The 25,935-nt window shown below is 69.1% G+C and carries 21 protein-coding genes and 2 tRNA genes; 10 read left to right on the top strand and 13 right to left on the bottom strand.

Going from position 1 to position 25,935, the window contains the following annotated elements; genetic code table 11:
* The first annotated feature begins 57 nt into the window (after positions 1-57).
* Positions 58-1,281 (top strand): SPFH domain-containing protein, encoded by a 1,224-nt coding sequence (locus tag OID54_RS14680; RefSeq protein ID WP_329019436.1) that lies wholly within the window; start codon positions 58-60, stop codon positions 1,279-1,281.
* A 165-nt stretch (positions 1,282-1,446) separates the two neighbouring features.
* Positions 1,447-2,037: a lytic polysaccharide monooxygenase auxiliary activity family 9 protein gene (locus tag OID54_RS14675; protein WP_329019433.1), complete on the top strand. Its 591-nt coding sequence runs from the start codon at positions 1,447-1,449 to the stop codon at positions 2,035-2,037.
* Positions 2,038-2,364: 327 nt separating this feature from the next.
* On the opposite strand, the gene OID54_RS14670 is transcribed toward OID54_RS14675, so the two are convergent.
* The 6 genes from OID54_RS14670 to ehuB form a co-directional block, all read right to left on the bottom strand.
* Positions 2,365-2,438: transfer RNA gene (locus OID54_RS14670), tRNA-Lys, on the bottom strand.
* Positions 2,439-2,575: 137 nt separating this feature from the next.
* A complete protein-coding gene (locus tag OID54_RS14665; RefSeq protein ID WP_329019430.1) occupies positions 2,576-3,340 on the bottom strand; it encodes an IclR family transcriptional regulator in 765 nt (254 codons plus the stop codon).
* A gap of 169 nt (positions 3,341-3,509) precedes the next feature.
* Complete coding sequence (gene ehuA, locus OID54_RS14660; RefSeq protein ID WP_329027513.1) at positions 3,510-4,280, bottom strand: ectoine/hydroxyectoine ABC transporter ATP-binding protein EhuA; 771 nt, start codon at positions 4,278-4,280, stop codon at positions 3,510-3,512.
* A 97-nt stretch (positions 4,281-4,377) separates the two neighbouring features.
* Entirely contained in the window at positions 4,378-5,028 is a 651-nt protein-coding gene (gene ehuD, locus OID54_RS14655) for an ectoine/hydroxyectoine ABC transporter permease subunit EhuD (protein WP_329019427.1), read from the bottom strand.
* Positions 5,028-5,747 carry an ectoine/hydroxyectoine ABC transporter permease subunit EhuC gene (gene ehuC, locus OID54_RS14650; RefSeq protein WP_329019424.1) on the bottom strand — a complete coding sequence of 240 codons (720 nt, stop codon included), beginning with the start codon at positions 5,745-5,747 and terminating at the stop codon, positions 5,028-5,030. The genes ehuD and ehuC overlap by 1 nt, the downstream gene beginning before the upstream one ends.
* On the bottom strand, positions 5,744-6,673 hold the full coding sequence (gene ehuB, locus OID54_RS14645) for an ectoine/hydroxyectoine ABC transporter substrate-binding protein EhuB (protein ID WP_329019421.1): 930 nt from the start codon (positions 6,671-6,673) through the stop codon (positions 5,744-5,746). Before ehuB ends, ehuC begins: the two co-directional genes overlap by 4 nt.
* A 221-nt stretch (positions 6,674-6,894) precedes the next feature.
* Between ehuB and OID54_RS14640 the strand changes: the two genes are divergently transcribed.
* The 3 genes from OID54_RS14640 to OID54_RS14630 all read left to right on the top strand — a co-directional run bounded on the left by OID54_RS14640 (position 6,895) and on the right by OID54_RS14630 (position 10,783).
* On the top strand, positions 6,895-7,581 hold the full coding sequence (locus tag OID54_RS14640) for a maleate cis-trans isomerase family protein (protein WP_329019417.1): 687 nt from the start codon (positions 6,895-6,897) through the stop codon (positions 7,579-7,581).
* Between the two features lie 119 nt (positions 7,582-7,700).
* Positions 7,701-8,864, top strand: coding sequence for an LLM class flavin-dependent oxidoreductase (locus OID54_RS14635; RefSeq protein ID WP_329019415.1), 1,164 nt, complete (start codon positions 7,701-7,703; stop codon positions 8,862-8,864).
* A 221-nt stretch (positions 8,865-9,085) separates the two neighbouring features.
* Positions 9,086-10,783: a glycosyl hydrolase family 18 protein gene (locus tag OID54_RS14630; protein WP_329019413.1), complete on the top strand. Its 1,698-nt coding sequence runs from the start codon at positions 9,086-9,088 to the stop codon at positions 10,781-10,783.
* A gap of 247 nt (positions 10,784-11,030) precedes the next feature.
* Here the strand turns inward: OID54_RS14630 and OID54_RS14625 are convergent, their stop codons facing one another.
* Positions 11,031-12,854: a putative bifunctional diguanylate cyclase/phosphodiesterase gene (locus OID54_RS14625; protein ID WP_443055587.1), complete on the bottom strand. Its 1,824-nt coding sequence runs from the start codon at positions 12,852-12,854 to the stop codon at positions 11,031-11,033.
* Between the two features lie 795 nt (positions 12,855-13,649).
* Between OID54_RS14625 and OID54_RS14620 the strand changes: the two genes are divergently transcribed.
* Positions 13,650-14,840 (top strand): M6 family metalloprotease domain-containing protein, encoded by a 1,191-nt coding sequence (locus OID54_RS14620; RefSeq protein WP_329027510.1) that lies wholly within the window; start codon positions 13,650-13,652, stop codon positions 14,838-14,840.
* 133 nt (positions 14,841-14,973) lie between these two features.
* Here OID54_RS14620 and OID54_RS14615 read toward each other — a convergent pair.
* From OID54_RS14615 to OID54_RS14600, 4 genes are all read right to left on the bottom strand, one after another.
* Positions 14,974-15,047 (bottom strand) — tRNA-Lys (locus OID54_RS14615).
* Positions 15,038-15,601: a bifunctional DNA primase/polymerase gene (locus tag OID54_RS14610; protein ID WP_443055776.1), complete on the bottom strand. Its 564-nt coding sequence runs from the start codon at positions 15,599-15,601 to the stop codon at positions 15,038-15,040. The genes OID54_RS14615 and OID54_RS14610 overlap by 10 nt, the downstream gene beginning before the upstream one ends.
* Positions 15,602-15,840: 239 nt before the next feature.
* Entirely contained in the window at positions 15,841-16,188 is a 348-nt protein-coding gene (locus OID54_RS14605) for a hypothetical protein (protein WP_329019406.1), read from the bottom strand.
* 181 nt (positions 16,189-16,369) lie between these two features.
* Positions 16,370-16,969 (bottom strand): histidine phosphatase family protein, encoded by a 600-nt coding sequence (locus OID54_RS14600; protein WP_329019403.1) that lies wholly within the window; start codon positions 16,967-16,969, stop codon positions 16,370-16,372.
* Positions 16,970-17,223: 254 nt separating this feature from the next.
* Between OID54_RS14600 and OID54_RS14595 the strand changes: the two genes are divergently transcribed.
* Genes OID54_RS14595 through OID54_RS14580 form a run of 4 tightly spaced genes read left to right on the top strand, consistent with a single transcriptional unit; the run spans position 17,224 to position 22,076 of the window.
* A complete protein-coding gene (locus OID54_RS14595) occupies positions 17,224-18,114 on the top strand; it encodes a phosphatase PAP2 family protein (RefSeq protein WP_329019400.1) in 891 nt (296 codons plus the stop codon).
* Entirely contained in the window at positions 18,044-19,165 is a 1,122-nt protein-coding gene (locus OID54_RS14590) for a hypothetical protein (protein WP_329019398.1), read from the top strand. Before OID54_RS14595 ends, OID54_RS14590 begins: the two co-directional genes overlap by 71 nt.
* Positions 19,156-20,742, top strand: a complete 1,587-nt coding sequence (locus tag OID54_RS14585; RefSeq protein ID WP_329019394.1) for a hypothetical protein — start codon at positions 19,156-19,158, stop codon at positions 20,740-20,742. Before OID54_RS14590 ends, OID54_RS14585 begins: the two co-directional genes overlap by 10 nt.
* Positions 20,739-22,076 carry an AAA domain-containing protein gene (locus OID54_RS14580; protein WP_329019391.1) on the top strand — a complete coding sequence of 446 codons (1,338 nt, stop codon included), beginning with the start codon at positions 20,739-20,741 and terminating at the stop codon, positions 22,074-22,076. The genes OID54_RS14585 and OID54_RS14580 overlap by 4 nt, the downstream gene beginning before the upstream one ends.
* A gap of 1,020 nt (positions 22,077-23,096) precedes the next feature.
* Here the strand turns inward: OID54_RS14580 and OID54_RS14575 are convergent.
* Positions 23,097-23,276: an imine reductase family protein gene (locus OID54_RS14575; protein ID WP_329019389.1), complete on the bottom strand. Its 180-nt coding sequence runs from the start codon at positions 23,274-23,276 to the stop codon at positions 23,097-23,099.
* 1,121 nt (positions 23,277-24,397) lie between these two features.
* A complete protein-coding gene (locus OID54_RS14570; protein WP_329019387.1) occupies positions 24,398-25,828 on the bottom strand; it encodes a tetratricopeptide repeat protein in 1,431 nt (476 codons plus the stop codon).
* Positions 25,829-25,935 lie beyond the last annotated feature (107 nt).

Here is a 25,935-nt window from a genome sequence, read left to right as displayed (position 1 = left end):
CCGGGGCTCTTTTGGCGGTGGGGGGTACGCGACGAAACAGCGGAGGCAGCGGCAGTCATGACCACCACGACATCGGAGCCGGAAGGCGACGGACCATTCCCCGGTACGGCCCGGCACACCCCGGTCATCGCCCAGGAGGCGACCACCGAGATCCCGGTGCATCTGCTTTTCCGCGACGACGTCACCGGTGATGACTCGGGGCCCGAGGACTTCACGCACGGCTGGTCCCCGCCGATCGCGCTGCGTCCGGCCGTGGTCGCGCGACGGCTCGGCACCGGGGAACAGCCGAGGATCGCCCGCCCACCGGTGTCACCCGCACCTTCGGGACGCCCCGGTCCACCCGAGGACCCGACCCTCTTCGAACGACCGGCCGCGGTGCTCTCCGGCTGGACGGGGGTGGTCGCGGGTCTGTGCGCACTCGCGGGGATCGGGGCGGTCCTCTGGGGAGCCGGGGCGATCCCCGCACGGCTGATCGCGCTGCTCGGGCTGCCCGTGTATCCCTACCGGGGGCTGAGCATCGATCTGTGGTGCCTGCTGACGCTCGGGGTGGTCATCGCCCTCTTCGCGCTCGGTGGCATCGGGCGGGGACAGGTGGGTCACGCCTGGGTGCTGACCCTCTTCGGCGAGTACCGGGGGAGCGTGCGGCGCACGGGGCTGCTGTGGATGAGCCCGCTGGTGCTGCGCCGTCGGATCGAGGTGCGACTGCGGCACTGGCGCAGTGAACCGATGCCGGCCGTAGATGCGGAGGGTGCACCTCTGTGTGTGGTGGTGCAGGTGGTGTGGCGGGTGCGCGACACCGCGCGGGCGGTGCTGGGGGTCGAGGACCACGAGGAGTATCTGAGCGAACAGGTGGAGTCGGCGATGGCCCGGGTCGTCTCGCAACTTCCCGCCGATGCCTTCGCGGACCCGGTCCGGGGGTCCGCTGCCGCTCCGATGGCCGTCGGTCGCACTTTGCGTGACGCCGAGTCGGTGGGCGGGACACTGACGCGGATGCTCCAAGCGGAATGCTCCGCAGTGGGCATCGAGGTGTTCTCCGCGCAACCGGTGGCCATCGAATATGCGCCAGAGATCGCTGCCGCGATGCGACGGCACCGGATCGCCTCGCTCGACGCCAGACACCGCGACACCGTGCTCACCTCCGTGGTGGACGCGGTGGAGGAAACCGTGCGGCGACTGACCTCACGTGGGCTTGTGGAGTTGGACGAGTACGAGCGCAAGGCGTTGGTGAAAGATCTGACGGTTGCGTTCTATGCCCATCGTGCGGCAGAAACTGAGAGATAGTTTTGGTCTGGACATGATGAAGTTCGGTCAATACATTGGGTGTTGGTCTAGACCTAAAAGAAGCGCGGAAGGGGCGCTTCCGAACTACATCGAACAGACGTAGTCAACAACACGCACGCGTGCAAGCAAGGCTCACGAACTCCCCCACGTTCTCTGGAGCGAAGCATGCGCAATAGGTTTACCGCCGCCGCCGTAGGTCTGTTGGTCCTGGGCGGCACCGTGGTCGCAACCGGCAGTGCAAGCAGCCACGGCTACACCGATTCCCCGGTGACCAGCCGTCAGAAGCACTGCGCCAACCGGACCGTGTCCAACTGCGGCAACATCCAGTGGGAGCCGCAGAGCGTCGAGGGCCTCAAGGGGTTCCCGTCCGCCGGTCCCGCCGACGGTCTGATCTGCGCCGGAGGCAACGGCCAGTTCTCCCAGCTCGATGACCCGCGTGGTGGCGCATGGCCGGCCACCAAGGTGAACTCGGGCTCCAACCAGACATTCACCTGGCGGTTCACCGCCCGGCACCGCACCACCGACTTCAAGTACTACATCACCAAGCAGGGTTGGAACTCCAGCCAGAAGCTGACCAGGGCGGCGCTTGAGTCGCAGCCGTTCCTGACCGTTCCCTACGGTGGCAAGCAGCCTCCGGAGAGCCTGTCGCACTCCGGCAACCTGCCGTCGCGCTCGGGCAAGCACGTGGTGCTGGCGGTGTGGACCGTGCACGACACCCCCAACGCCTTCTACGCCTGCTCGGACGTCCAGTTCTGACGTTCCACCGCTGACGCACGATCGGTCACCCGGCACCACCGGCCCCTCGGGTACACCTAGCCCATGGAGCATGTGGAGCGCCGACCTGATGCCGTTGCGGGAGTGGAGGACCTGAGCCGGGTCCTCCATCTCCTGCACGGCGGTCGGTGCAGCCGCCCGGGCACTGCTCCCCGTGGTCTCCTGCCACGGGGAGCACCGGCATGTCCTGGGTCAGTGGCCCGTGATCGTTTCAGCAAAACCTGTGATCGTTTCAGGGCAGACCCTGTGATCGTTTCAGGGAAAGCAACGAGGACGCTCCGGAAACCGGAACGCCCTCGATGATCAATGTGCGCCGCCAGGGACTCGAACCCCGGACCCGCTGATTAAGAGTCAGCTGCTCTAACCAACTGAGCTAGCGGCGCCTGACGACATAAATAATACCTGCTCCAGCGGGGTGCTCCGACACATTTCCCGTGGCCGCTGTCACGGTCGGCCCGCGCCCCCGAGGACAGGGGGAAACGCCTCCGGAGCTGGCGGGGGCCATGTACCGGACGCGGGACTAGAGCACGAGCGACAGTACGACCGGTGCTGCCCTGCGGTTCAGGGTGTCCGCTGCCGAGCGCAGCCGATGGGCGTGCTCGATCGGCAGTGAGAGCGCGAGGCAGCCCACCGTCGATCCGGCCGTCAGGGGTACTGCGGCGCAGACCGTGCCCACCGCGTACTCCTGGAGGTCCAGGATCGGGACGGTCGCCGGCTGGCTGTCCAGTTTGGAGAAGAGGAGGCTCTCGCTGGTGATCGTCCGGGAGGTGAACCGGGTGATCTTGTGGCGGGCCAGATGTTCGCGACGGCCGTCGCCGTCCAGCTGGGTCAGCAGGCACTTGCCGATGGCGCTGGCATGGGCCGCGAACCGGAAGTCCACGTACTCGTTGACCCGGGGCGTGTAGGGGCCGTCCGCGTACTGGGTGATCTTTACTTCGCCGTCGATGTATCTGCTGATGTAGACCGCGGCGCCCACCGAGTCCCGGATCTCCGTCAGGGTGTCCTGGAGCTTGGCCTCCAGCGCCTGCTGGCGGGCGGCGCCGGAGCCCAGCAGTACCAGGGAGTCGCCGATCACATAGGTCCCGCTGCTGTCGGCGGCCCGCTCCACATAGCCCTCGCGGCGCAGCATCTCCAGCAGGGGCGCCAGGTGCCCGGTGGGAAGTCCCGTCTCCCGGGCGATCTGGGTGTCGGTCACCCCGCCTGCGTGTCGGGAGACCGTCTCCAGCACTCGCAGGACGTACTGCACCGAGTGGAACGGCGCGGTCGGCTCAGGCTTCAGCGCCACGGTCTCCCCCTACCAGTTCGTCACCGCAAGGTCCTCTACCACACGATAGCGGTCAAGGGGCTGTTGAGGGACGGCTGTTGGCGAGAATACCCGGGCAGGGGACCCCTCCGAACAGGGGAGCATCTCTCAGGCATATGCCAGGGTCACGGGCCAGCTGGCGATTCCTGCCTCACAGCACGGCGCTGAGGAACTCCTTCGTACGCTTGTTCTCCGGGTCGCTGAACATCTTGTCGGGGTGGCCGAACTCGATGACCTTCCCCTGGTCGAACATCATCACGCAGTCCGAGACGTCCCGGGCGAAGCCCATCTCATGGGTCACACAGAGCATCGTCACATCGGTGGTGTGCGCGATGTCCCTCAGCAGATCCAGTACGCCCGCCACCAATTCGGGGTCGAGCGCGGACGTCACCTCGTCCAGCAGCAGCACCTTGGGGCGCATGGCCAGCGCCCGGGCGATCGCCACCCGCTGTTGCTGCCCGCCGGACAGCTGACTCGGATAGGCGTCGCAGCGGTCCTCGAGTCCGACCAGTTCGAGCAGCTCACGACCTCGCTCGTGCGCCTCGTCCCGGGAGAGCCCGAGTACGTGCATCGGCGCCTCGGTCACATTCCGCAACACCTTCATATTGGGGAAGAGATTGAATTGCTGGAACACCATCCCGATGTTCTTGCGGACCTCGCGGATGTGCTTCTCGCCCGCCGGCACGAGTCGGCCGTTCTTCTCCTCGTGGTTCAGATACTCGCCGCCGACCGTGATCGTCCCCTCGTCCGGCTTCAGCAGGGTCATCAACAGCCGCAGGATCGTGGTCTTGCCCGAGCCCGACGGGCCGATCAAGGTCACGTGTTTCTTCGGGAAGACCCGGAAGTCCAGATTGTCCAGTACGACGTTGTCACCGAACCGCTTCGTGACGTGGTCGAACCGGATCAACTCCTCCTGTGTCACCTCTGCGGCGGCCGGCTTCTGCGACGCCAGGGTCTTCGGGCCGGTGGGTCCGGTGGGGCTAGGCGTGTCGGTCGGATCGGTCGGGGAAAGAGTGCTGTCAGCGGACAAGGCGACGCTCCAGAGCTCGCATAAGGACGGATGCCGGATAGGCGATGAGGATGAAGGCGATGCCCACGACCGTGAACGCCTCCACCGTCAGGAAGGTCTCGGAAGCGAACTGGCGCGCCTGCCCGAGCATCTCCATCACTCCGATCACGAAGATCATCGGAGTGTCCTTCAGCATCGCGATGACGTAGTTGCCAAGGGCCGGAGCGACCCGGCGGATCGCCTGCGGCAGGATCACCGAACCCCAGGTGCGGCGCCGGGACAGATTGAGGGCGGTCGCCGCCTCCCACTGCCCCTTGGGGACACCGTCGATCCCGGCCCGGTAGACCTCGGCGGTGTAGGTCGAATAGTGCAGACCGAGACCGATGACACCCGTCACCATGGCCGAGAGGGTCAGACCCCACTCCGGCAGCACGTAGTAGAGGAAGAACAACTGCACCAGCAGCGGTGTGTTGCGGACGAACTCGGTGACCGCGGCCACCGGCCAGCGGACCACCGCCGGACCCGAGCGCTGCGCCACCGCCCACACCAGGCCGAGCGCGAAGGCCAGCAGCGCGCCCAGCACCAGGGCCTGGAGCGTGACCAGCAGCCCTTCGAAGAAACGCGGCAGGAAGTCGTCGACCGCGGACCAGTCCCACTCCATCAGCTCTCACCTCCGACCGCGACCCGCTCCCGGCGACGTAGCGGGAAGGCACGCGCGGGCTGTTTCTGCCCGATACCGGCCTTCGCCCGGCGTTCCAGCACCCGCATGCCGCGGGTGAGGACGAAGGCGAGCACGAAGTACATGAGCAGGATCACCGTGTAGACGGGGGCGCTCTGGCCCGTCGCGTTGCGCACCAGCGAGGCGCCGAACGCGATGTCGGCGACCCCCATGATCGAGACCAGCGCGGTTCCCTTCAGCAACTCGACCAGCAGATTGTTGAAGGGCGGAATCATCTCCGGCCACGCCTGCGGCAGCACCACCTTGCGCAGTTGCTGCGCCGGGGTGAAGCTCAGCGCGATTCCGGCCTCCCGCTGGCCCTGGGCGACGGCGGCCACCGCACCCCGCACCACCTCGGAGCCGTACGCCCCGTACGTCAGCCCCAGCGACAGCACCGCGGCCCACATGGGCACCAGCTGCCAGCCGAAGCCCAACGGCAGGACGAAGAAGATCCAGAACATCAGGATCAGGGCCGAGGTGCCCCGGAAGATCTCGAAGTAGGTGCCGGCGACGAAGCGCACGATCCACAACCGGTGGGCGCGGGCCAGACCGATCGTGAAGGCCACGGCCGCGGCGAGCGCGGCGCTGTAGACGGTCAGCTGGACGGTGATCCACACACCCTTGAGGAGGAGTTCCCACAAACCCGGGCTTATTTCGCTCATGGCTTGCACTTCTCCTTGGCGGTGATGGTGGTCATCTGGTCCTTCGTGAATCCGAAGGGCCGCATGATCTCCAGCAGTTCACCGGTTCGCTTGAGCTTGTGCAGTTCGCGGTTGAACGCGTCGCGCAGCGCCGTCTCCGGGGTGCGGAAGGCGAACCCGCCCACGTCGATCACGGGCTTGCCGTCCATGATCGGGGTGACCTCCTCGGTCGCCTCCACCTTGGCGCTCCGCGTCTCCTTGACAACGTTGCGTACGGTCACGGCGGTGCCGATGAAGACGTCCACCCGTCCCTGTTCCACGGCGAGCAGACCCGCCAACTGGTCCGGCAGGGTGGTGACCTTTTTAATTCCGGCCGCTTTGGCGTATTCGATCTGGGCATAGCCCACACCGGTCGCCATGGACGCCCCGGAATCGGCGATGTCCTGGTACGTCCGCAGGTTCTTCGGATTGCCCTTCCGCACGAGGAAGGCATCGAGCATCTGGTACTCGGGGTCGGCGAAGATGACCTGCTCACAGCGGGCCGGATTGATGTACATGCCGGCGGCGACCGTGTCGAACTGGAGCGAGTTCAAGCCGGTGATCAGCGAACCGAACTCGGTGGGGAAGGGCTGGACGTCCTCGACACCGAGTTCGCGGAAGATGCGTTTGGCGATGGCCGGCGCGGCGCCGGTCATCTTGCCGTCCTTGCCGATGTAGCTGAAGGGCTGCTCGCCCGCGAGTCCGATGCGTACGGAGCCCTTGGCGCGCAGTTGTTCCAGCAACCGACCGCCGTCCCCCGCGTCGGCGGTCGCCACCCGGCTGCATCCGCTGGTCACGCCGACGGCACCGGCAGCGCCGAGGGCCACGGCCCCCGCGAGCAGTGATCGCCTGGCGAGCCCTCGGGGCGGGGACGTGCTGTGTCTCGTTCTCTCCTGTCGTGGAGCCATGCTCGCGCGGCTACCCCGATGTCATGTGGGCATGCGGATGAATTCCGGTCGCTTTATGGAAGCTCCCACCAGGTGGTGGTGCGTCTGCTCCCTCCGGGCGGTGGGAACGGCCAGTCGCCGTCGATGCGGTTCTCGGACGCTTCGAACCCGCTCCGAAGTGGTACCCGACAACCTGGACGGCCCGCACGGGACCGAAAACGAAACCCGAAGGAAGGTTCTCCATGACCACGGTCGGACTACTGATTCCCGGACATTCCGCCGAGGAGGACTACCCCCGGCTTGAGGTGCTGCTCGACAGCGACATCAGGATGCCGGTCGTCCACACCGGGACGGCAGAGCCGTCGGAGGAGAACATCGCGGAGCTACGGCTCGGGGGTGCCGAGTCCGTGCTGTGGGCGAGTACCAGGGGCAGCTTCGGCCGCGGCTGGGAGGGGGCCCACCAGCAGATCCGCGATCTGGCCAGGGCAGGGGGACTGCCCGCGTCGAGCACCTCCCTCGGCTTCGTCAACGCGGTGCGGAAGCTGGGCGCCGCCCGGGTCGCCGTCGCCGCCACCTATCCGCAGGACGACACGGACCGCTTCACCGAGTTCCTCCGGGCGGCGGGCGTCGAGGTGGCCGCCGCCCATGCGGGTGGTGCGACCGCCGCGGAGGTGGCGGGCTGGGGAGAGGCCGAGGTACTGGCCCTGGCCCGGGCGGGTGACGACCCCCGGGCGGAGGTGGTGCTGTTGCCGGACACCGCCCTGCACACGGTGGCGCATCTGCCCGAACTGGAGGAGATGCTGGGCAAGCCGGTGCTGACGGCGACCCAGGTGACGGTCTGGGAAGGGCTGCGGCTCGCAGATCGCAGGACCTGGGCATTGAAGGTGGGACGACTCTTCGCCCAGGACGGCCGGGAGTCGGATGCCTGAGGGCGCCTGAGGTCGTCACTCGTCATCGGGCCGTGGGTCGATCGGTGTGCCCATCACACGGGAATGGGCGGGAATAAAGCGGAGCCATCCTCCTGTTTTGGCATGCTGTACGTTGCCTCATGCTCAGGAGGACAGACCCCGTGGGACGACCTGACGATCTGACGCCGGGACACCCGGCAGAGGCTCCCGGTGACCCCGTTCGCGCCCCTGCGCGCGGCACCGCGCCCGTACCGCTCTCCGTGCTCGACCTGGTCACCGTGGGAGCGGGCAGCACCGCCGCCGAGTCGCTGCGGACCAGCGTGCGACTGGCCCAGCTCGCCGAAGCGAGCGGCTACCACCGCCACTGGGTGGCCGAGCACCACTCCATGCCCGGCGTCGCCTCCTCGTCTCCCGCGGTCATCCTGGCGCACCTCGCCGCACACACCCGTCGCATCAGGCTGGGTTCGGGCGGGGTCATGCTCCCCAACCACGCGCCGTTGGCGATCGCCGAACAGTTCGGCACCTTGGAGGCCCTGGCGCCCGGCCGGGTGGACCTCGGGCTCGGCCGTGCCCCGGGCACGGACGGCGGCACGGCCGCGGCGCTGCGCCGCGGCCGGGCGGGGGAGCGCGGCAGCGAGGGCGCCGAGGACTTCCCGCAGCAACTGGCCGAGTTGACCCGCTTCCTGGACGACGACTTCCCCGACGATCATCCCTACGGCCGCATCCACGCGGTTCCGGGGCCGGTGCAGGGGCCCGCGGCCCGCCCGCCGATCTGGCTGCTCGGCTCCTCGGGTTTCAGTGCCAGGTTGGCCGGGGTGCTCGGATTGCCGTTCGCCTTCGCCCATCACTTCTCGGCGCAGAACACGGTTCCGGCGCTGGACCTCTACCGCGAGTCGTTCCGTCCGTCCGCGGTGCTGTCCTCGCCGTACGCGCTGATCGGGGTCTCCGTGCTGGCGGCCGACGAGGAGCGGGAGGCGCGTCGACAGGTGCTGACGGGTGCGCTGTCGATGCTGCGGCTGCGGACCGGCAATCCCGGGCTGATACCCACCCCCGACCAGGCGCAGGGGTATGCGTTCACGCCGCTGGAGCGTGAGTTCACGGACGGCTGGCTGTCCAATGTCGTCCATGGCACGCCGGACGCGGTCCGGGCGGGCCTCGATGCCCTCCAGAAGCGCACCGGCGCCGACGAGTTGATGCTGACGGCCAACGTCCACGGCGGCGAGCAGCGGCTCCGTTCGTACGAACTGATCGCCTCCGTCTACGAGTTGGCTGGTCAGACGTCTGCGGAAGTGGTTCAGGACTGAACCGTCTTTATGCTTGCTTCAAAGCACGCTTAACCGGTCCTTAAACCCCTTGTCAGTAACATGGCAAGGGGTTTTTCTTGATCTCGCACGGCTCTGACGAGCGGTTTTTCGTTGAGATTGGTCTAGTCCTCGTTTGGTCGAGACCATTGACGCGGGCATGGCTGAATCGCTATCTCTTTGCCAGCACCATCGATCGATCCCCCCACTACCGGAGGCTGTTCGTGCTCTCCCGTAAACCCTTGATCGCGGCCTTGACGACTGCGGCGGTTGCCGCAGGCGTCGCGGCGGGCTTTGCCGTTAACGGCACGGCCAACGCGACCGCTCCTGCCTCCGCCGCCCCCACCGGTGGAGTCAAGATCGCGTACTACGACCAGTGGAGCGTGTACGGCAACGCCTTCTTCCCCAAGCACCTGGACACCCGGGGTATTGCGAGCAAGTTGGACATCATCAACTACTCGTTCGGCAACATCCACCCCACCGACCACACGTGCTTCATGGCGAACAAGGCGGCGGGCGACGACAACAACCCCAACGCCGGTGACGGCGCGGGCGACTCCTTCGCGGACTACACCAAGACCTTCGGCGCGGCCGACAGCGTCGACGGTGTCGCCGACCGTTGGGACCAGCCCATCGCAGGTGCCTTCAACCAGTTCAAGGAACTGAAGGCGAAGTACCCGCACCTCAAGCTCAACATCTCACTCGGCGGCTGGACGTACTCCAAGTACTTCCACGACGCGGCCAAGACCGACGCCAGCCGCAAGAAGCTCGTGACGTCCTGCATCAACCAGTACATCAAGGGCGACCTGCCGGTCTCCGAAGGCTTCGGAGGCCCGGGCACCGCGGCCGGGATCTTCGACGGCATCGACATCGACTGGGAGTACCCCGGGACGAACACCGGCCACCTCGGCAACAACTACGGACCCGAGGACAAGGCCAACTTCACCCTGCTGCTCGCCGAGTTCCGCAAGCAGCTGGACGCACACGGCGCGGCGAACGGCGGCAAGAAGTACCTGCTGACCGCCGCCATGCCGGCCGGCCAGGACAAGATCAAGCACATCGAGACGGACAAGGTGGGCGCGTACCTCGACTACGCGAACATCATGACGTACGACATGCACGGCTCCTGGGCGGGCAACGGCCCGACGTACCACCAGTCGCCGCTGACCTCGCCGGCGTCCGACCCGACCGACCCGATCGCGCCGGGCACCCAGAAGTACTCGATCAAGAACACGGTCGACGCCTGGCTCGACGGCAACCCGGCGTACGGCATCGCGGGTGGCTTCCCGGCCAACAAGCTCACCCTCGGGTACGAGCTGTACTACCGCGGCTGGAAGGGTGTTCCCGCCGGTACCAAGAACGGCCTCGGCCAGACCGCGACCGGTGGTAGCGCTCCTCGTCCGCTGAGCCAGCAGGCGGGCATCGCGCAGTACAAGGAACTGGCCGGCATCGTCGACAACCCGGCGACGACCTTCTGGGACGCCGAGGCGCAGTCCGCGTACTTCTACAAGGACGGCGAGTTCTTCACCGGTCTCGACAAGCGGACCATCCAGGCCCGTGCCGACTACGGCCGCAGCCGCGGCCTCGGTGGCTCGATGCTCTACTCGCTCCTCGGTCTCGACACGAACACCACGCTCCTGAACGACATCGTCGCCGCGGTCGGGGCAACCCCCCACAGCCCCAACCCCGGCACCCCGTCCCCCTCGGCCCCGGTGACGAACAGCCCCTCGCCGGGCACCCCGTCCCCGTCGCTGCCGGGAGGTACCTGCTCGGTCGCCGCGTGGAGCGCGGGCAGCACGTACAACGCCGGCACGCTCGTCTCGCACAAGGGCCGGACCTGGAAGGCCGGTTGGTGGAACCAGGGCGAAGAGCCCGGCACCACCGGTGAGTGGGGCGTCTGGCGCGATCAGGGCGCCTGCTGAACCCACTGAATGCGTCCCACGGCTCGCACGGGACCGTTGAACCAACCGCTCAACAACTGAACAGGGCTGAAGAGCCGAGGAACATCGGATCTGTCCCCCCACACCTCAGATCCGACACCGGACCGCTCTGAGTCCCCCCACAACACCGCCCCCGCCCGGAGGTTCGCCTCCGGCCGGGGGCGGTTTCCATTGACCGCTCCTACTGCTGCACCGTTCCCCCTGCTCTGGCGGGCCGCGCCGGACGGGGTCAGGCGGAGAGCGGATCGGCGCCGAGCATCTGCCCGATGCGGTCCGCCGACACCGCCCGTGAGTACAACCAGCCCTGGCCGAGATCACAGCCGATCTTGCGGAGCCGGGACGCCTGGCCCGAGGTCTCCACACACTCCGCAGTGACCGTCAGCCCCAGCCGGTGCGCTAGTTGGGCGAGCGCCTCCACGATCATCTCGTCCGCCGGATTGGGATGGGCCTCGTCCTGGAAGCCCCGGACGAACGCCCCGTCCAGCTTGAGCGCCGACACCGGCAACCGGCTGAGGTAGGCGAGGTTCGAGTACCCGGTGCCGAAGTCGTCGATGGCGATCTGCACGCCCATGTCGCTCAACGCCTGGAGGGCCTGGAGTGGGCGACCGGCGGAACCCATCACCGCGGACTCCGTCAACTCCAACTGCAACAGCTCCGGCGCCAGCCCGGTCTCGGCCAGGATCTCCGCGACATCGGCCACCAGGTCCGAGTCCCAGACCTGGCGTACGGCGACGTTGACGCTCACGAACAGCGGATCGGCCTCCGGGTGGTCGCACTGCCACTGCCGTGCCTGACGACAGGCGGTACGCAGGACCCAGCGCCCCAACTGCACGATGGAGCCGTCCTCCTCCGCGATGCCGATGAACCGATTCGGCGCCAGCATCCCGAATTGAGGGTGGTTCCAACGAACCAGCGCCTCCACCCCTCGGGTGACACCGTCCGAGAGCCCCACCAGGGGTTGGTACTCCAAGGTGAATTCGCCCCGCTCCACCGCGGGTCGCAGCGTGGACGACAGGGCCTGCCTGGTCACCTGATGGGCGTTGCGTTCGGGGTCGAAGAGGGTCCAACGGGCCTTCCCGTCGGCCTTCGCCCAGTAGAGGGTGGTGTCCGCGGCCTGCATCAGACCGGTGGCCGTGGTCCCGGTGACGGACCGCTCCACCACCCCGATCGAAGCCGACACCGACAACCGCTGGCCATCGAGGTCGAAGGGCTGCTGAAGGGCGAGCAGCACCGACTGGGCGAGCTCGCCCAACTGCTCCGTACCGAGTGAGTCCTCGACCAGTACGGCGAACTCGTCGCCCCCGAGCCGGGCCACCAGATGGCCCCCGCCGTGGGTGTAGCCGTCGTTCTCCACGCATTCGGTGAGCCGGCCGGCAACCGCTGCGAGCAGTCGGTCCCCGACCCGGTGCCCCAGCGTGTCGTTGACCGCCTTGAAGCCGTCCAGGTCGAGATAGCACAGTCCGATGCGGCCCGTGCAGCCGTCGTCGTACGCCGATGAGTCGAGCGCGGCCGTCAACCGCTCGAAGAACAGCGTCCGGTTGGGCAGCCGGGTCACCGCGTCGTGCATCTGGAGGTGCCGCAGCCGGGCCCGTAGTTCGCGGCGGTCACTGATGTCCGCGACCGACAACAGCAGTCGACGGCTCCCCTCGACCGGCGCAAGGGTGATCTCCGCCCACAGCGTGCCCCCATCGGGGTGCTTGAGCCGTCGTGTGCAGCGGAAGCGGGAGCGCCGGCCGTGCAGGACCTCGCGGTAGGCGTGTCGGATGCGGCGGTCGGCCGAGAGCTTGACGAGGTCGTCCGCGGCCCGCCCGATCAGCACGCCGGCCGCGGTGCCGAAGAGTGCGGCGAGGGCGGGATTGGCGCAGAGGATCAGTCCGCCGCGGTCGACGAGGGCCATGGCGAGCGGTGCCGTCTCGAACACGGCCTGGTACTCGCGCAGTTCGGCGAGGGGCGGCGCGGAGGGGGAGAATACGTGACCCTCCGTGATCTTCTGCTCCGTTTGGTCGGGGGCCGCAGCTCCCTTTCGCCCTGTTCCTTCGGAGGTTCCGCTCACCGCTCACTCCCGCAGTGCAGTTGTGTTGTCCAGGGGCGTACAGATGTGGTCGGGAAGACCGACCAACAGGTCGATGAAGGTCGAAATGGCGCTCAGGCTTGGGAAAAGAGATCGAGAAAGTCTGCCGATCATAGGGGCTGCCCCCAGGGCCATTCCAGCTCCCCCACGGGGTCGAGCACCCTTCAGAGTGCGCGCCCGATCGTTTCTGCACGGCTCTGTACGGGGCCTGATCCATAGCTGATCAAATGTGACGTTCCGTGATCTCTCATTGCGGTGAACCCCGCTACGCGTAGCTTGACCGTCTCCAGCCCTCCTCCAGACCGTGGCGAACCACGGCCGACCCCGTACCGGGCTGGTCACCCGAGTGGGGCAGCGGAACAGGGCGTACGCCGGCAAACACCGCCAAGGTGGTTGAGGTGTCTCCCATTTCCGTGGTCGGAGGTCTACGTGGAGGGTCAGCAGTCACCCGCGGGAACACCCGGGGGAGTGGAAGGCGACCGTCCGCGTGGCGTGGCGAAGGGTGGGGCCCTCTACGGCGGACGCTTCCGACGGCTCGCCGACACCCGGTTCGGGACCCTGTCGGGGAGCAGATGCGGCCGGCCGGGCGGGGACGTCGAGCGCTTCGACCCCGGAGACCAGGCCGGAGCCTTCGACGGCGGCGCGGCCCAGGGGGTGCCCGGGGGCGGTTCTCTCGACCAGGGCGGACCCGGCGATACGGGAGGCGGCCCGGGAGGCGGCTCCGGTGGCACTGGCGCCGGCCGGCCCCGCGGCGGCGAGGGAGGAGAACGCGGCCGGCTGCGCAGCGCGGCAGCGGCCCTCACCTCCCTGATGGCGCTCGCCGCCACCTCCCTGGTCGCCGGCCCCGCCGTCGCCAAGACCTCGTCCGCCTCCTGCGCGCTGCCGCGCACGGGCGCCCACCACTCGCTGGGCCTCGACACCTGGAACTCCGCCTACCCCCGGCCGACCGGCGTCCTCGATGCGGTGATGGTCTTCCTCTCCTTCCCCGACGCCTCACCCCAGTACGCACCGTCCGAACTCGCCGCCGACCACTTCCCCACCACCGGCGACTTCTTCAAGCGCGCGTCCTACGGGCAGTTCTCGCTCCGCACCGAACCCCAGCGCACCTGGGTACGGATGCCCAAGCCGTCGACCGCCTACGGAGTGAGCCGGGACTGGGAGCCCGACAAACGAAACACCTATCTACGGGACGCCCTTGCGGCAGCGGACCCCACGGTCGACTTCTCCCGCTACGACGTCGTCTATCTGGTGGCCGACCCCGAGGCGCCGGGGGTCGACTCCGACGCCACCAAGGTCGTCAACCTCGACCGGCCGCTGCGTGCCGACGACAGCCGGATCAGACGCGTCGTCACCGTCTTCGAGCGGCACCCGCCCGACCGCAATGTGCTCGCCCATGAGACGGGACACGTCTTCGACCTGCCCGACCTCTACCACCGCCCCACCGACGGCAAGGGCGACTGGGACACCCACGTGGGGGACTGGGACGTCATGGGCAGCCAGTTCGGCATGGCCCCCGACCTCTTCGGCTGGCACAAGTGGAAGCTCGGGTGGCTACCGGGACGCGCCGTGCGCTGCATCACCCGCCCCGAACTGATCACCCTGGAGCCGATCGCAGCACCCGCCCCCGGCGGAAGCCTTGGCACCCGGCTGGCGGTGGTGCGAACCGGACCGGACACCGCCCTGGCCATCGAGGCCCGGGGTGCCGTGGGCAACGACCGGACCTTGTGCACCGAAGGGGTGCTGCTCTACCGAGTCCGGGCGGACACGGTCTCCGGGGGTGGACCCATCGAGGTCGTGGACACCCACCCGAACAGCGAGGCGTGCTGGGACCGGTCCGTCTACCCGGAACTGGCCGATGCGCCGCTGGGTGTGGGGGAGACCTTCACCGTGCCGGGAGAGCGCACACGGGTGGAGGTGGCGGACCGCTCGGAGTCCGGAGCCTGGACCGTCAAGATCACCACGGGGTAGCCGGGAGCGGTCACGGTCCTTTCCGCGGCGGAAACGGGCCCCGGCGGTGGACACGGCCCCCGCAGAGGACACAGACCCCGCAGAGGACGCAAGAGAAAAGCCCCTCGCGATCGCGAGAGGCTTTTCGTGTCTGTGCGCCGCCAGGGACTCGAACCCCGGACCCGCTGATTAAGAGTCAGCTGCTCTAACCAACTGAGCTAGCGGCGCCTGCTGACGTCGTAGACCTTAGCACCCTGATCGGGATGGGGAAAAATCGACATCCGCCCGCCGTTCGTGGCCGCCGTGCGAGCCGCCCGCACACAGGCCCACAGCACCACCTCGGGGCCGGGCAGCCAGGGATGCCGGCTGTTCGGGGCGATCAGCCAGCGCGATCCACAGGCCGCTCGGACGCTCGGCGCCGGCGGCGGAACCGTCACCGCGTCCCCCGGGCCGTGGCAGAACAGTGGCGGCACCCGATCACCCCATTCCTCCCAGCCCAGCAGCGCCGGCAGCCGGGCGGCCGTGCCGGGCGCGGCGAAGATCAACGCCCGCCCGCGATGCATGGCCACCGGCCCGGAACCCGGCCCCTCCTCGCACAGCCGGGCGAGCATCCGGCGCCCGAAGACGGCGGGAACGTTGACGACGTCGAACACCCCGCCGCACGGCAGCACGGCCGGCGCAGCCGGGCGCGTCTCCCACAGATCGAGCGTGTCACGTGGATCGGGCCCCGCAGAGGCGAGCCAGCCCGCACCGGGGTCGATGCTGCCGGCGGGGTCGTCCATCGGGACGGGTAAGGGGTCGGGTCGGTACTCGCCGATCGGACTGGTCGAAGCGGCGGAGGGGTTCTGGGTCTCGGGAAGCGATGCGCACATGACTCCATGTCTACCGGGGGTGACGATCCGCTTCCGAAGGGTTGCTGAAAATGGAGACAGAGTCACGCCGGAGGGCGTATCTTTCGCCCGGGCATATGCCGGACGGGCCCGCCAGGACTACGAGAACCCCCGCCAGGACCACACGAGAACTACTGCTGCGAACCATCCCGCAGTAGTCCCTGCCCGAATTCGATCATCTTGCGCGCATAGTCCGCGGTCCAGCCCGCACGATCGGCGATCTCCTCCGCGGTCAACCGATCGAACCGGCGCGGATCGGCCAGCTGAGCTGCGCCGAGGGCCTGGAACTCGACGGCGCGATCCGCTGCGGCACGAAAGGCGAGAGCCAACTCGGTGGAGCGGGAGAGCAGCTCCCGGGGGTCCTCGATCGATTCCAGATCGAAGAAGTGCTCGGGGTCGGCGGCAGCCTCCGACGGCTCGAACAACAACGGCGCGGGCCGCGGCTTGCGCGCACGCTGATGAGACTCCGCTTCCGGCATCTGCTGCTCCCTCCTCACCCGGGACCCTCCCGGCACACTGTGGACCGCCCCCCATTGTCCAGACGCCCGCAAGGGCGCGCGAGGTACGCGTTTCGGCCCGGAGCCCTTGTCTCGCACATCGTGGTCGGGCCTACACCGGGCAGTCGGCGGCCCCGCCAACCGTCACCCGGGCGGACAGGCGTCAGGACTCCAGGTGGGACACGTCGTTCCAGTGGTTCAGGGCCGGCTCCCCGTAAGCCCACCCCAGGACCGACAGCGACGCCGGGTCCAGCTTCACGTGCGCTGCGAACGAGGGCTCCAGCGAGAGCCACCGGGCCACCAGCACCCGAAGGATGTGCCCGTGTGCGAACACCAGTACGTCCCGGTCCGCCGACTTGGCCCAGTCGATGACCTCGTCAGCCCGGGCACCCACCTCGGCCAGCGTCTCGCCCGCAGGCACGCCGTTGCGCCAGATCAGCCAGTCCGGCCCGGCGACCTCCTTGATCTGGGCGGGGGTCATCCCCTCGTACTGCCCGTAGTCCCACTCCATCAGCGCGTCCCACTCGGTCGCACGCTCTCCAAAACCGGCCAGCTCACAGGTCTCCGCGGCACGCGACAGCGGACTTGTGCGGACCTCCACGTCCGGCAATCCCGACCAGGGAGAGCGCCCCAGCCGGTCGCCGAGCAGGGTCGCCCCTCGCTTGCCCTCTTCGATGAGGGGAATGTCGGTCCTGCCGGTATGCCTGCCGAGCAGGGACCATTCGGTCTGGCCGTGCCGGACGAGCAGGATGCGCGGTGCCATGTCGAGGCTCTCCTGAGGTTCACGGAGGATGGCCCCCCATCATCACTCAGCCCGGTCCGGTCATTGCGCAGGGCACCCTCCACAGCGACTTCAAGCCAGCTCCGGCCTTCCCCAAAGGCGCAACCCCAACGCGCGCCCGCGCGTCCTCCTAGGGTCGGGACCCAGGCGGGGCCCACTGACGGAACCCCACCCCTTACGCCGTACGGTTGACTGGTGGCCGTCGACCACTGCACACCATTGGGGGAAACGCTCGGATGCCGTACGCCGTGTCTCGACACCGGCCACGCTGGTGGACTGAATTGCTCCTGCTCGCCGTCGTCTACGTGGCCTACTCGGCCGGACGGCTCGTGGCCCGTGGGGACGTGAACACCGCCGTCGACCACGGTCTGGCGATACTCCGGGCCGAGAAGGCACTCTTCCTCGACGCCGAGACCCCGCTGAACCGGCTCTTCACCGACGTCCCGGCCATCGGCATACCGTCCGACTTCATCTACGCGTCACTGCACTACCTCGTCACCCCCGCCATCCTGATCTGGCTCTTCCGCCGCCGCCCCGCCCGCTACCGGGCGGCCCGCACCTGGCTGATGCTCTCCACCCTCCTCGGACTCGTCGGCTTCACCCTCGTCCCCACTTGCCCGCCGCGGCTCCTCGACGCCAGCCACGGATTCGTCGACACGATGGCCCAGTACAGCTCGTACGGCTGGTGGGGCGCCGAAGCGAGCGCACCGCGTGGACTCGGCGGACTCACCAACCAGTACGCCGCCATGCCGAGCCTCCACGTCGGCTGGGCCCTGTGGTGCGGAGTGCTCCTATGGCGCCACGGCAAGACCCCGCTGATGAAGACGCTCGCCGTCGCGTACCCCCTGATCACCACCATCGTGGTGATGGGCACCGCCAACCACTACTTCCTCGACGCCGTCGCCGGCGCCGCCGTGATGGGGATCGGCGCCCTGCTCACCCGCCCCGCGATCCGGCTCGCCGACCGGGTGCGCCAGCGCTTCACCCGACAGCCGGTCACCGCCGCAACCACCGTGAACTCCCCCGTTGTCGGTGCCGGATGCCAGACTGCGCCGGGTGAGCGAATCCCTGGACAGCGGAACCCCTCCGCCGACGCCGACGACAGCACTGCGGCAGCGGCTCGCTGAGTTGCGCGGCCCCGCCGTGCGCCCCCGCCCGCTGGACGCCCGGGCCCTCGCCGCCCTCGCAGCCAACCCCGGGTGCAAGCGGCGGGCACTGCTGGACGGCGCCGGAGTGGACAAGGGCGCGCTCGCAACCGCACTGCACTCGCCCATGGCATCCGGACAGTCACAGTTCGCGTTCATGCGGGGCAACGCCTTCGAAGCCAGGGTGAAATCGGACGGCGGCGCCGAACTGATGCGGCTGCTGGGAGTGGCCGAGCCAACCGGATTCCAGGTCCCCGACCTGGCGGCGGCCGGCCCCGAAGGCAGAGCCGCCCGCACCGCGCTCGCCCTGCGGGCGGCCACCGCCGACGCCACCTGGACACTCCTGGACCACCCCCTGCTCGTCCTGGAGGTCGCCGGATCACCCGTCTACCTGGAGCCGGACGCCGTCGTCGTCCACCCCGACGGCCGATGGAGCGTCGTCGAGATCAAGTCCTTCCCGATGATCGACGCCTCCGCCGACGCGGCGAAGGTCGGCGCCGCCGCCCGCCAGGCCGCCGTCTACGTCCTCGCCCTGGAGAAGGTCGCGGCCCGCACCGAGGGCGCACAGGTGGCGCAGAACGTTCTGCTCGTCTGCCCCAAGGACTTCTCCAACCTCCCGACCGCATCCGTCGTCGACGTGCGCAAGCAACTGTCGGTCACCCGCCGACAACTCTCCCGACTGACCCGCATTGAAGAGATCACCGCCCTCCTCCCCGCAGGGGCCACCTTCGACCTGGAGCGCCCCACCGAGGAGCTGACGGCGACCGTGGCCGCGGTGCCCGCCGCCTACGCCCCGGACTGCCTCGCCGCCTGCGAACTTGCCTTCCACTGTCGAGGCTCCGCCCGCGCGGAGGGAGCCGTCACCGCGCTTGGGCGCTCGCTGCGCGGTGAACTCGGCGGATTGGCCACCGGCAGCGCCGTACTGGCCGCCGCCCGCGGAGAGGCCGGCGACCCGGCCGACCCCGCCGTCGCCGCCCTGCGCCGTGCCGCCGCCCTCCGTGCGTCTGCACTGGAGGCCGCGGGATGTCGTTGATCACCACCCTGGCCCGACTGGAGGCCGCCGAATCGGGCCGGGCCAGCCCCCTGGCGACCGTCCGCCACCGGCATGTGTCCCCACACCCGCTGGTGCTGGTACCCCTGACCACCGCGGGAGAGGCAGGGGCGCCCCTCGGTGCACTCATCGGCACGGATCGCCACGAGCCCCGACTCCTGACCGTGGCACAGCCCCGCGACCGCGAGCTCCGGTTCGCCTTCCTTGCCGAACTCGCCGATGCGGTACTGCCCTACCTGGAGACGTACGGCGACGACGTCGAACTGATCGAGCGCAATGCCACCGACGCCGAGACCGGCAAACGCGTCAAGGAACAGGCCGAGCTGTGCGCGGACGCACCCCAGCTGATCGTCCCCGGACGGGCCGGCATCGACTTCGTCCGTCTCCTCGGACGGTCCATGCGCTTTCGCCGCACCATGGAACAGGACCCCGACGCCGCCTACCCCGCACCGCCGCACGTCCCCCTGCTCGGCCGCTGGCTCACCCACTACGGCGAACGCGCCAGGGTGCCCGGCTCCTCACTCCTCCTCGCGGCGACCGACCTCCTCAACCGGCACTGGGCCACCGGGCAGTCCTCGCTGGAGGACCAGCACCTCGGTGCGCTCCTCGCCTGGATCGACCCGCCCGACGGCGCCTCCGGGGCCGAAGCAGCACTACGCGCCGAATCGGGGCGGGACGAGCGCGGACAACTGCTGTGCCCACCGGCCGGACCGGCCACCGACCCCGCCTTCGACAACCGACTGCTCGCGCCCGCCGTCGAGGCGTACGACCGAGTGCGCCAACGCCTCCACGCCGCCCAGGACGGCGACGAACAGGACTCCTGGATGGCTCAACTGACCCTGGCCGAGCGCCAGATCCGTCAGCTACTCCTCAGCCAGATGGAACCGACCTGGCAGTCGGTGTGGCGCGCCGTCGACCTGGCGCGCGAACTGCCGCCCGGAGCCCGGGTGGAGGACCGCTGGACGCGTGACCGCTGGTCGTTCACCGCTCACCGCGATCGGGTCAGGGCGGGGGAACCACCCCAACCGCGCCGCGACGACGCGGTCACCGCCGCCCGCAAGCTCGCCGCCCGGGAAAGCGCCCAAGCCCAACTCGACGCCCAGGAAGCCCTGGACGATCCGCTGGTGCTGGCGGGGCGCAGACTGGCGGGCGAGGCGTTCGTCGGCGAGGTGTCCGAAGTGGTGATGGCCTGGTCCGAATCCAAGCGGCCCGCCCCCCGGCCCCTGCTCACCCTGCGCACGGACGACCGGCCCCATCTGGCCGAACGCGCCAAGGTCTACCGGTCGCTGGAGGGAAAACCCCAGTCGGCCGAGTTCGTACGGTACGAACCGGACGGCTCCCTCGTGCTCCGGCTCACCGACCGCATGGGCCGCGCAAAGGACCCGGCTCCGGGCACCGTCCCCGAGAAGGGCGAATGGATCGCCTGGACCCTGTTCGAGCACGACCAGCGGGGCGGGCCCAAACTGCCCGACCCCGAGGAAACGCCCTGGACCCACGGCGGCCCGCCCGGCACCGATGCCGAAGCCCCCGACCCCATCACTCCGGAGGACCTGCTGTGACCGTCTTCGACCCGGCGGCCGAAGCGACCAAGGCAACCGACGCCATCCTGCACGATACGCTCAACGGCACCCACCGCGGAGTGGTCGTGGACTCCCCGCCCGGGGCCGGGAAGTCGACACTCGTCGTCCGGGCGGCCCGGGAACTCGCAGCCGCGGGGAGGCCGTTGATGGTCATCGCCCAGACCAACGCCCAGGTCGACGACCTGGTCCTCCGGCTGGCCGAGAAGGACCCGGAGCTTCCCGTGGGCAGGCTCCACAGCAATGACCCCGACCCCTATGACAAGGCCCTCGACAGCCTGGAGAACGTCCGCAAGTCAGCGAAGGCCGCGGACCTCGCCGGACTGGAGGTGGTGATCTCCACGGCGGCGAAGTGGGCCCACGTCCAAGGTGTCGAACCGTGGCGGCACGCCATCGTGGACGAGGCGTACCAGATGCGCTCCGACGCCCTACTCGCCGTCGCCGGCCTCTTCGAACGCGCCCTCTTCGTCGGCGACCCGGGCCAGTTGGACCCCTTCTCCATCGTCGGTGCCGACCAGTGGGCCGGACTGTCGTACGACCCCTCAGCCAGCGCGGTGTCCACACTGCTCGCCCATAACCCGGAACTGCCCCAGCACCGACTGCCCGTGTCCTGGAGGCTCCCGGCGTCCGCCGCCCCGCTCGTGTCCCGCGCGTTCTACCCGTACACCCCCTTCCGCAGCGGTACGGGGCCGGCCGATCGGCGGCTCTCCTTCGGAGTTGCCGGCGACGGCTCGGCACACGACCGGGTGATCGACGAAGCAGCCGAATCCGGATGGGGCCTGCTGGAACTGCCGGCCCGGCACACCCCGCGCACCGACCCCGAAGCGGTACGCGCAGTGGCGCGGGTCGTTCGCAGACTGCTGGATCGAGGCGGCGCGGCCACCAGTACGGCTGGGGCGCCCGCTACCCCGGTGACCGCTGACCGCGTCGCGGTGGGCACGGCCCACCGCGACCAGGCCGCGGCAGTGCGATCCGCCCTCGCCGAACTGGGAGTGACGGACGTGACCGTGGACACCGCGAACCGGCTCCAGGGCCGCGAGTTCGATGTGACGGTGATCCTCCACCCGCTCTCCGGCCGCCCCGACGCAACCGCCTTCCACCTGGAAACCGGCCGCCTGTGCGTCCTGACCTCACGACACCGGCACGCGTGCATCGTGGTCTGCCGCGCAGGAGTGGCGGACCTCCTGGACGAGCACCCCTCCACCGAGCCGGTGCAGTTGGGAGTGACGGTGAAGTTCCCGGACGGCTGGGAGGCGAACCACGCGGTGCTGTCGCGATTGGCGGAGCACAGGGTGGGGGTGGGGGTGGGGGGGTAGGGGGGCTCTCTCCGGGTGGGACCCGTGCCTGGGTTTCCGCCTTGGGGGGCGGAGGGTTCCGTCCTCAAGGGCCGGACGGGCTGAGGTTGGCCTGGGCTGCGGGTCTTGACTGTTTCCGGGTGGGGCCTGTTCTGTGAGTTCAGCCCTGGGGGGTGGCGGGGTTCCGTCCTCAAGCGCCGGACGGGCTGGGTGGGGCGGGGGGAGCCCTTGTTGTGGGCTTGGCCTTGGGGGGCGGGGCTTTGGGTGGTCCGGCTGGGGTTTGGGTGGGGTGCGGGTGGTGGGGGTGCTTTCGGGCGTGACTCCTCAGCGCCGGCGGCCAGCGGCTGGCCCGTCCATGGCGGCTCTGAAGCCGCCGACGCTTCCGGGGACACCCCCTGCGCGCCCCCAGAACATCAACCAGGCATACCTGCGCCCAGCCCATCCATAGATCGAGCTCAGGGGCGCAGAGCGCTCAGTGGCGCAACCAGGTCTGCCTGCCCCCGGCCCCATTCACGGGTTGAGCTCAGGGTGCGCGCTACCCAACATCGCGAACAGGTCTGCCCGGCCCTAGCTCGTCCATGAGTCGGGGAGTCGGGAAGTCGGGGAGTCGGGAAGTCGGGCTCAGGACGGGTGCCCAGTGGCGCGGCGGACTCTGCTTGACCCTGGCCCTGTCCATGGGGTGGGCCTCGGTGGGGAGTGTTCCCCCGGGGCGTGGATCAAGCTCTGGCCCCGGGGGAGGAGAGTTCGGGGGCCAAGGGGGCGGGCCGATCCGCGAGTCGGGCCCGGTGCCGCAAACAGGTCTGCTTGCCCCTGGCCCTGTTCGCGGGTTGAGCTCAGGACGGTGCGTCAGTTGACCATGGGGCAGAGTCCCGTGGGGAATGGGAAAGGAAAGGGGGCCCATTGCGGATTGGGTGCGGGCGGCTATTTGATCCGGGCGGCTGATCATGGGCCCGAGCCCTCATCATCGATGGCTATCGCGGCACCGAGCACGACGTCTGGGGGAATCTGCCCCGTCTTCGTGATGTCGATAGGAGGGATTCCTCAGCGATGGCTCAGTAGTTCGGCGACCTCTACGAACCCGTCGGTATCTCGACCCTGTGCGATGGCACGTTGGACTAGGCGCTCTGCCGCGCGCATTGTGCCTGCGTCGATGCCGTGGGCTATGGACGAAGCTGCCGAGGTGAGATGGGTGCCCTTGCCGGGAGGCGTTCCTGTTGTCATGCCCGATGGACTCGCCCCTTCCTTCGCCATCCCCCACGGGACTCGGCCCCATAGGCGAGCCAAGACCCCATCCGAGGCGCAACTCATAGACGAGCCAGGGGCAAGCAGGGCTGGCCGAGGTATAGGGCGCGCATCTGGCCCCACCCCAGGACCCAAGTCTGACCACGGCCCGGCGAAGACTCCCCATCCGTGGCTGAACTCATGGACGAGCCAGGGGCAAGCAGACCTGATTGCGGTGTTGGCTAGCGCGCCCCCTGAGCCCGCCCCATGGATGGGCCAGGCGCAAGCACAAACCGCCGCGCCCCTGGGCACCAACCTGAGCTCAACCCGTGAACAGCACCAGGGCCAAGCAGAGCTGGTTGCGCCACTGGGCACCCGCCCTGAGCCCGACTTCCCGACTCCCCGACTTCCCGACTCCCCGACTCATGGACGAGCTAGGGCCGGGCAGACCTGTTCGCGGTGTTGGGTAGCGCCCGTCCTGAGCTCGACTTGTGGATGGGCCGGGGGCAGGCAGAGCCAGTTGCGGCACTGGGGGCGCGCAGGGGGTGTCCCCGGAAGCGTCGGCGGCTTCAGAGCCGCCACCAACGGATCAGCCGCTGGCCGCCGGCGCTGAGGAGTCACGCCCGAAAGCACCCCCACCACCCGCACCCCACCCAAACCCCAGCCGGACCACCCAAAGCCCCGCACCCCAAGGCCAAGCCCACAACACAAGCTCCACCCGCCCCACCCCAGCCCGTCCGGCGTTTGAGGACGGAACCCTCCGCCGTTCAGGGCTGGGCTCACAGAACGGGCTTCGCCCGGAGAGAGCCAAAACCCGCAGCCCCGCCCCACCTCAGCCCGTCCGGCGCTTGAGGACGGAACCCCGCCACCGCCCAGGGCTGGGCTCACAGAACGGGCTTCGCCCGGAGAGAGCCAAAACCCGCAGCCCCGCCCCACCCCAGCCCGTCCGGCGCTTGAGGACGGAACCCCGCCACCGCCCAGGGCTGGGCTCACAGAACGGGCTCCGCCCGGAGAGAGTCAAAACCCGCAGCCCCACCCCACCTCAGCCTGTCCGGCGTTTGAGGACGGAACCCCCCGCCACCCAAGGCGGAAACCCAGGCACAGGCCCCACCCGGAGAGAGTCAAGCCCCCAGCCCGCCGCCCCAAGGCGGAATCACCCTCCCCAAAAACACCCCCACCTCCCCGTTCGACCGATAGGGCCTGAGTGCCGTCGCCGTGTCAGTCAGCGTCGCGGCGATGCGCGTCGACTGGACCCCGTCCAGCAGCTCCAGTGCGTGTAGGCCCGCCTGTGCCGCCTCCTCCGGTGCGCCGGCTCGCGATAGGTGGGCCGCCAACTCCGCTCGGTACAAGGCCAGGTTCCGGGTGAAGCGCCGGTCCTGGAGGGAGGATGCGCGTCGGGCGTGGTTGGCGGCTCGTTGCCAGTCGCCCAGTGCTGCCCAGCACTGGCCCTCCAGCGCTTCCACTTCCGGCTCGCCGAAGAACGACATCCATTCCGGGTCTTTCTCCGTGGCCTCCTGTCCGAAGTGCTCCCGGGCCTGCCCGAGGGTCCTGCTGCACTCGGAACGCTCCCCCAGCCCCGCCCAGCCGCCCGCCTCGCGCAGTGTCAGCAGGGCGAGCAAGCGCGGTGATCCCAGTCCGCGGGCGGCTCCTTGCCCGGCTTGGGCCGAGCGGACCGCCTCCCGGTAGCGCCCGGCGTCGCGCGCCAGGAAGGAGGTGTTGGAGAAGGCGTGCGCTTCGAGCCCCCGGTCGCTGGAGACGCGAGCGGTCGCCAGCGCCTCTGCGTAGTGGGATCGGGCGTCGTCGAAGCGGCTCGAGTCATGGGCGAGCCACCCCACGGAGAGGGCGAGTTCCCCGGCGCCCGAGTGCAGTCGGTCGGCGGTGGCGCGCCGGGTGGTGATGCCCGCGTCGAGGAGGGCGTACGCGGCCTTCAGCGGCTGGGCGGCGCGCTGGTAGAGCCCTTCCGCCCCGTACCGGTCGTCGAGCAGCCGAATGCGACGTACGGCCTCTTCGAGGGCTTCGGCTTCGGGCTCCCCGATCCTGCGCGGCGGTGGTGCCGATCCGGATGGGCCGTCGTGCGCGGATCTGAGTAGTGCGCCGAGTCCGAGCCCTGCGCCCAGCCCGAAGGACGCGGCTGCCACGGTGGCCGAACCGCCTGTCATGAATGCGCGACGCAACACGTCGCTCTCCTCGTCGCCGTCGCTGTCGGTCTCACTGTCGATCTCCGTGCCGAACGGGTGGGCTTGACACCCCTGTTCGACCGCGGGCTCCTTGCTCCGCCTGCCGCCGCGCACTCGTTCCCGTTCGGTGAACCCCAGGTCCTTCAGCGTGAGTCCGGGGTACATGTGGAGGAACACCCGCTCGTACGCATAGTTGGGGCAGCGGATCTCGCCCGCTTCGACGCGCCCGATGTAGCGCGCGTCGCAGGACACCCGTTCGTTGATCTCCCGGGCGGCCTTGCGCACGGTCGCCGCGAACTCCCCTGGTGAGAACTGCCCCCGCAGCCGTCGGAAGACGGAGTTGGGAACTGCCCCCGAGGTCTGTGACGACGCCATGGCCGAGCCCTCTCTTGCGTGCGGCCGTGCTCTCGGCGAGCCAAGAACGTACCCGCTGTCTCCAGTGGTCCACGCTGAGTTTGGCTACAAAAGGGATAACTCATCCC

The organism is Streptomyces sp. NBC_00690, from assembly GCF_036226685.1.
Classification (GTDB): Bacteria; Actinomycetota; Actinomycetes; order Streptomycetales; family Streptomycetaceae; genus Streptomyces.
The sequence above is the reverse complement of the archived record's forward strand: the minus strand, read 5'-3'. Positions and strand labels throughout refer to the sequence as shown.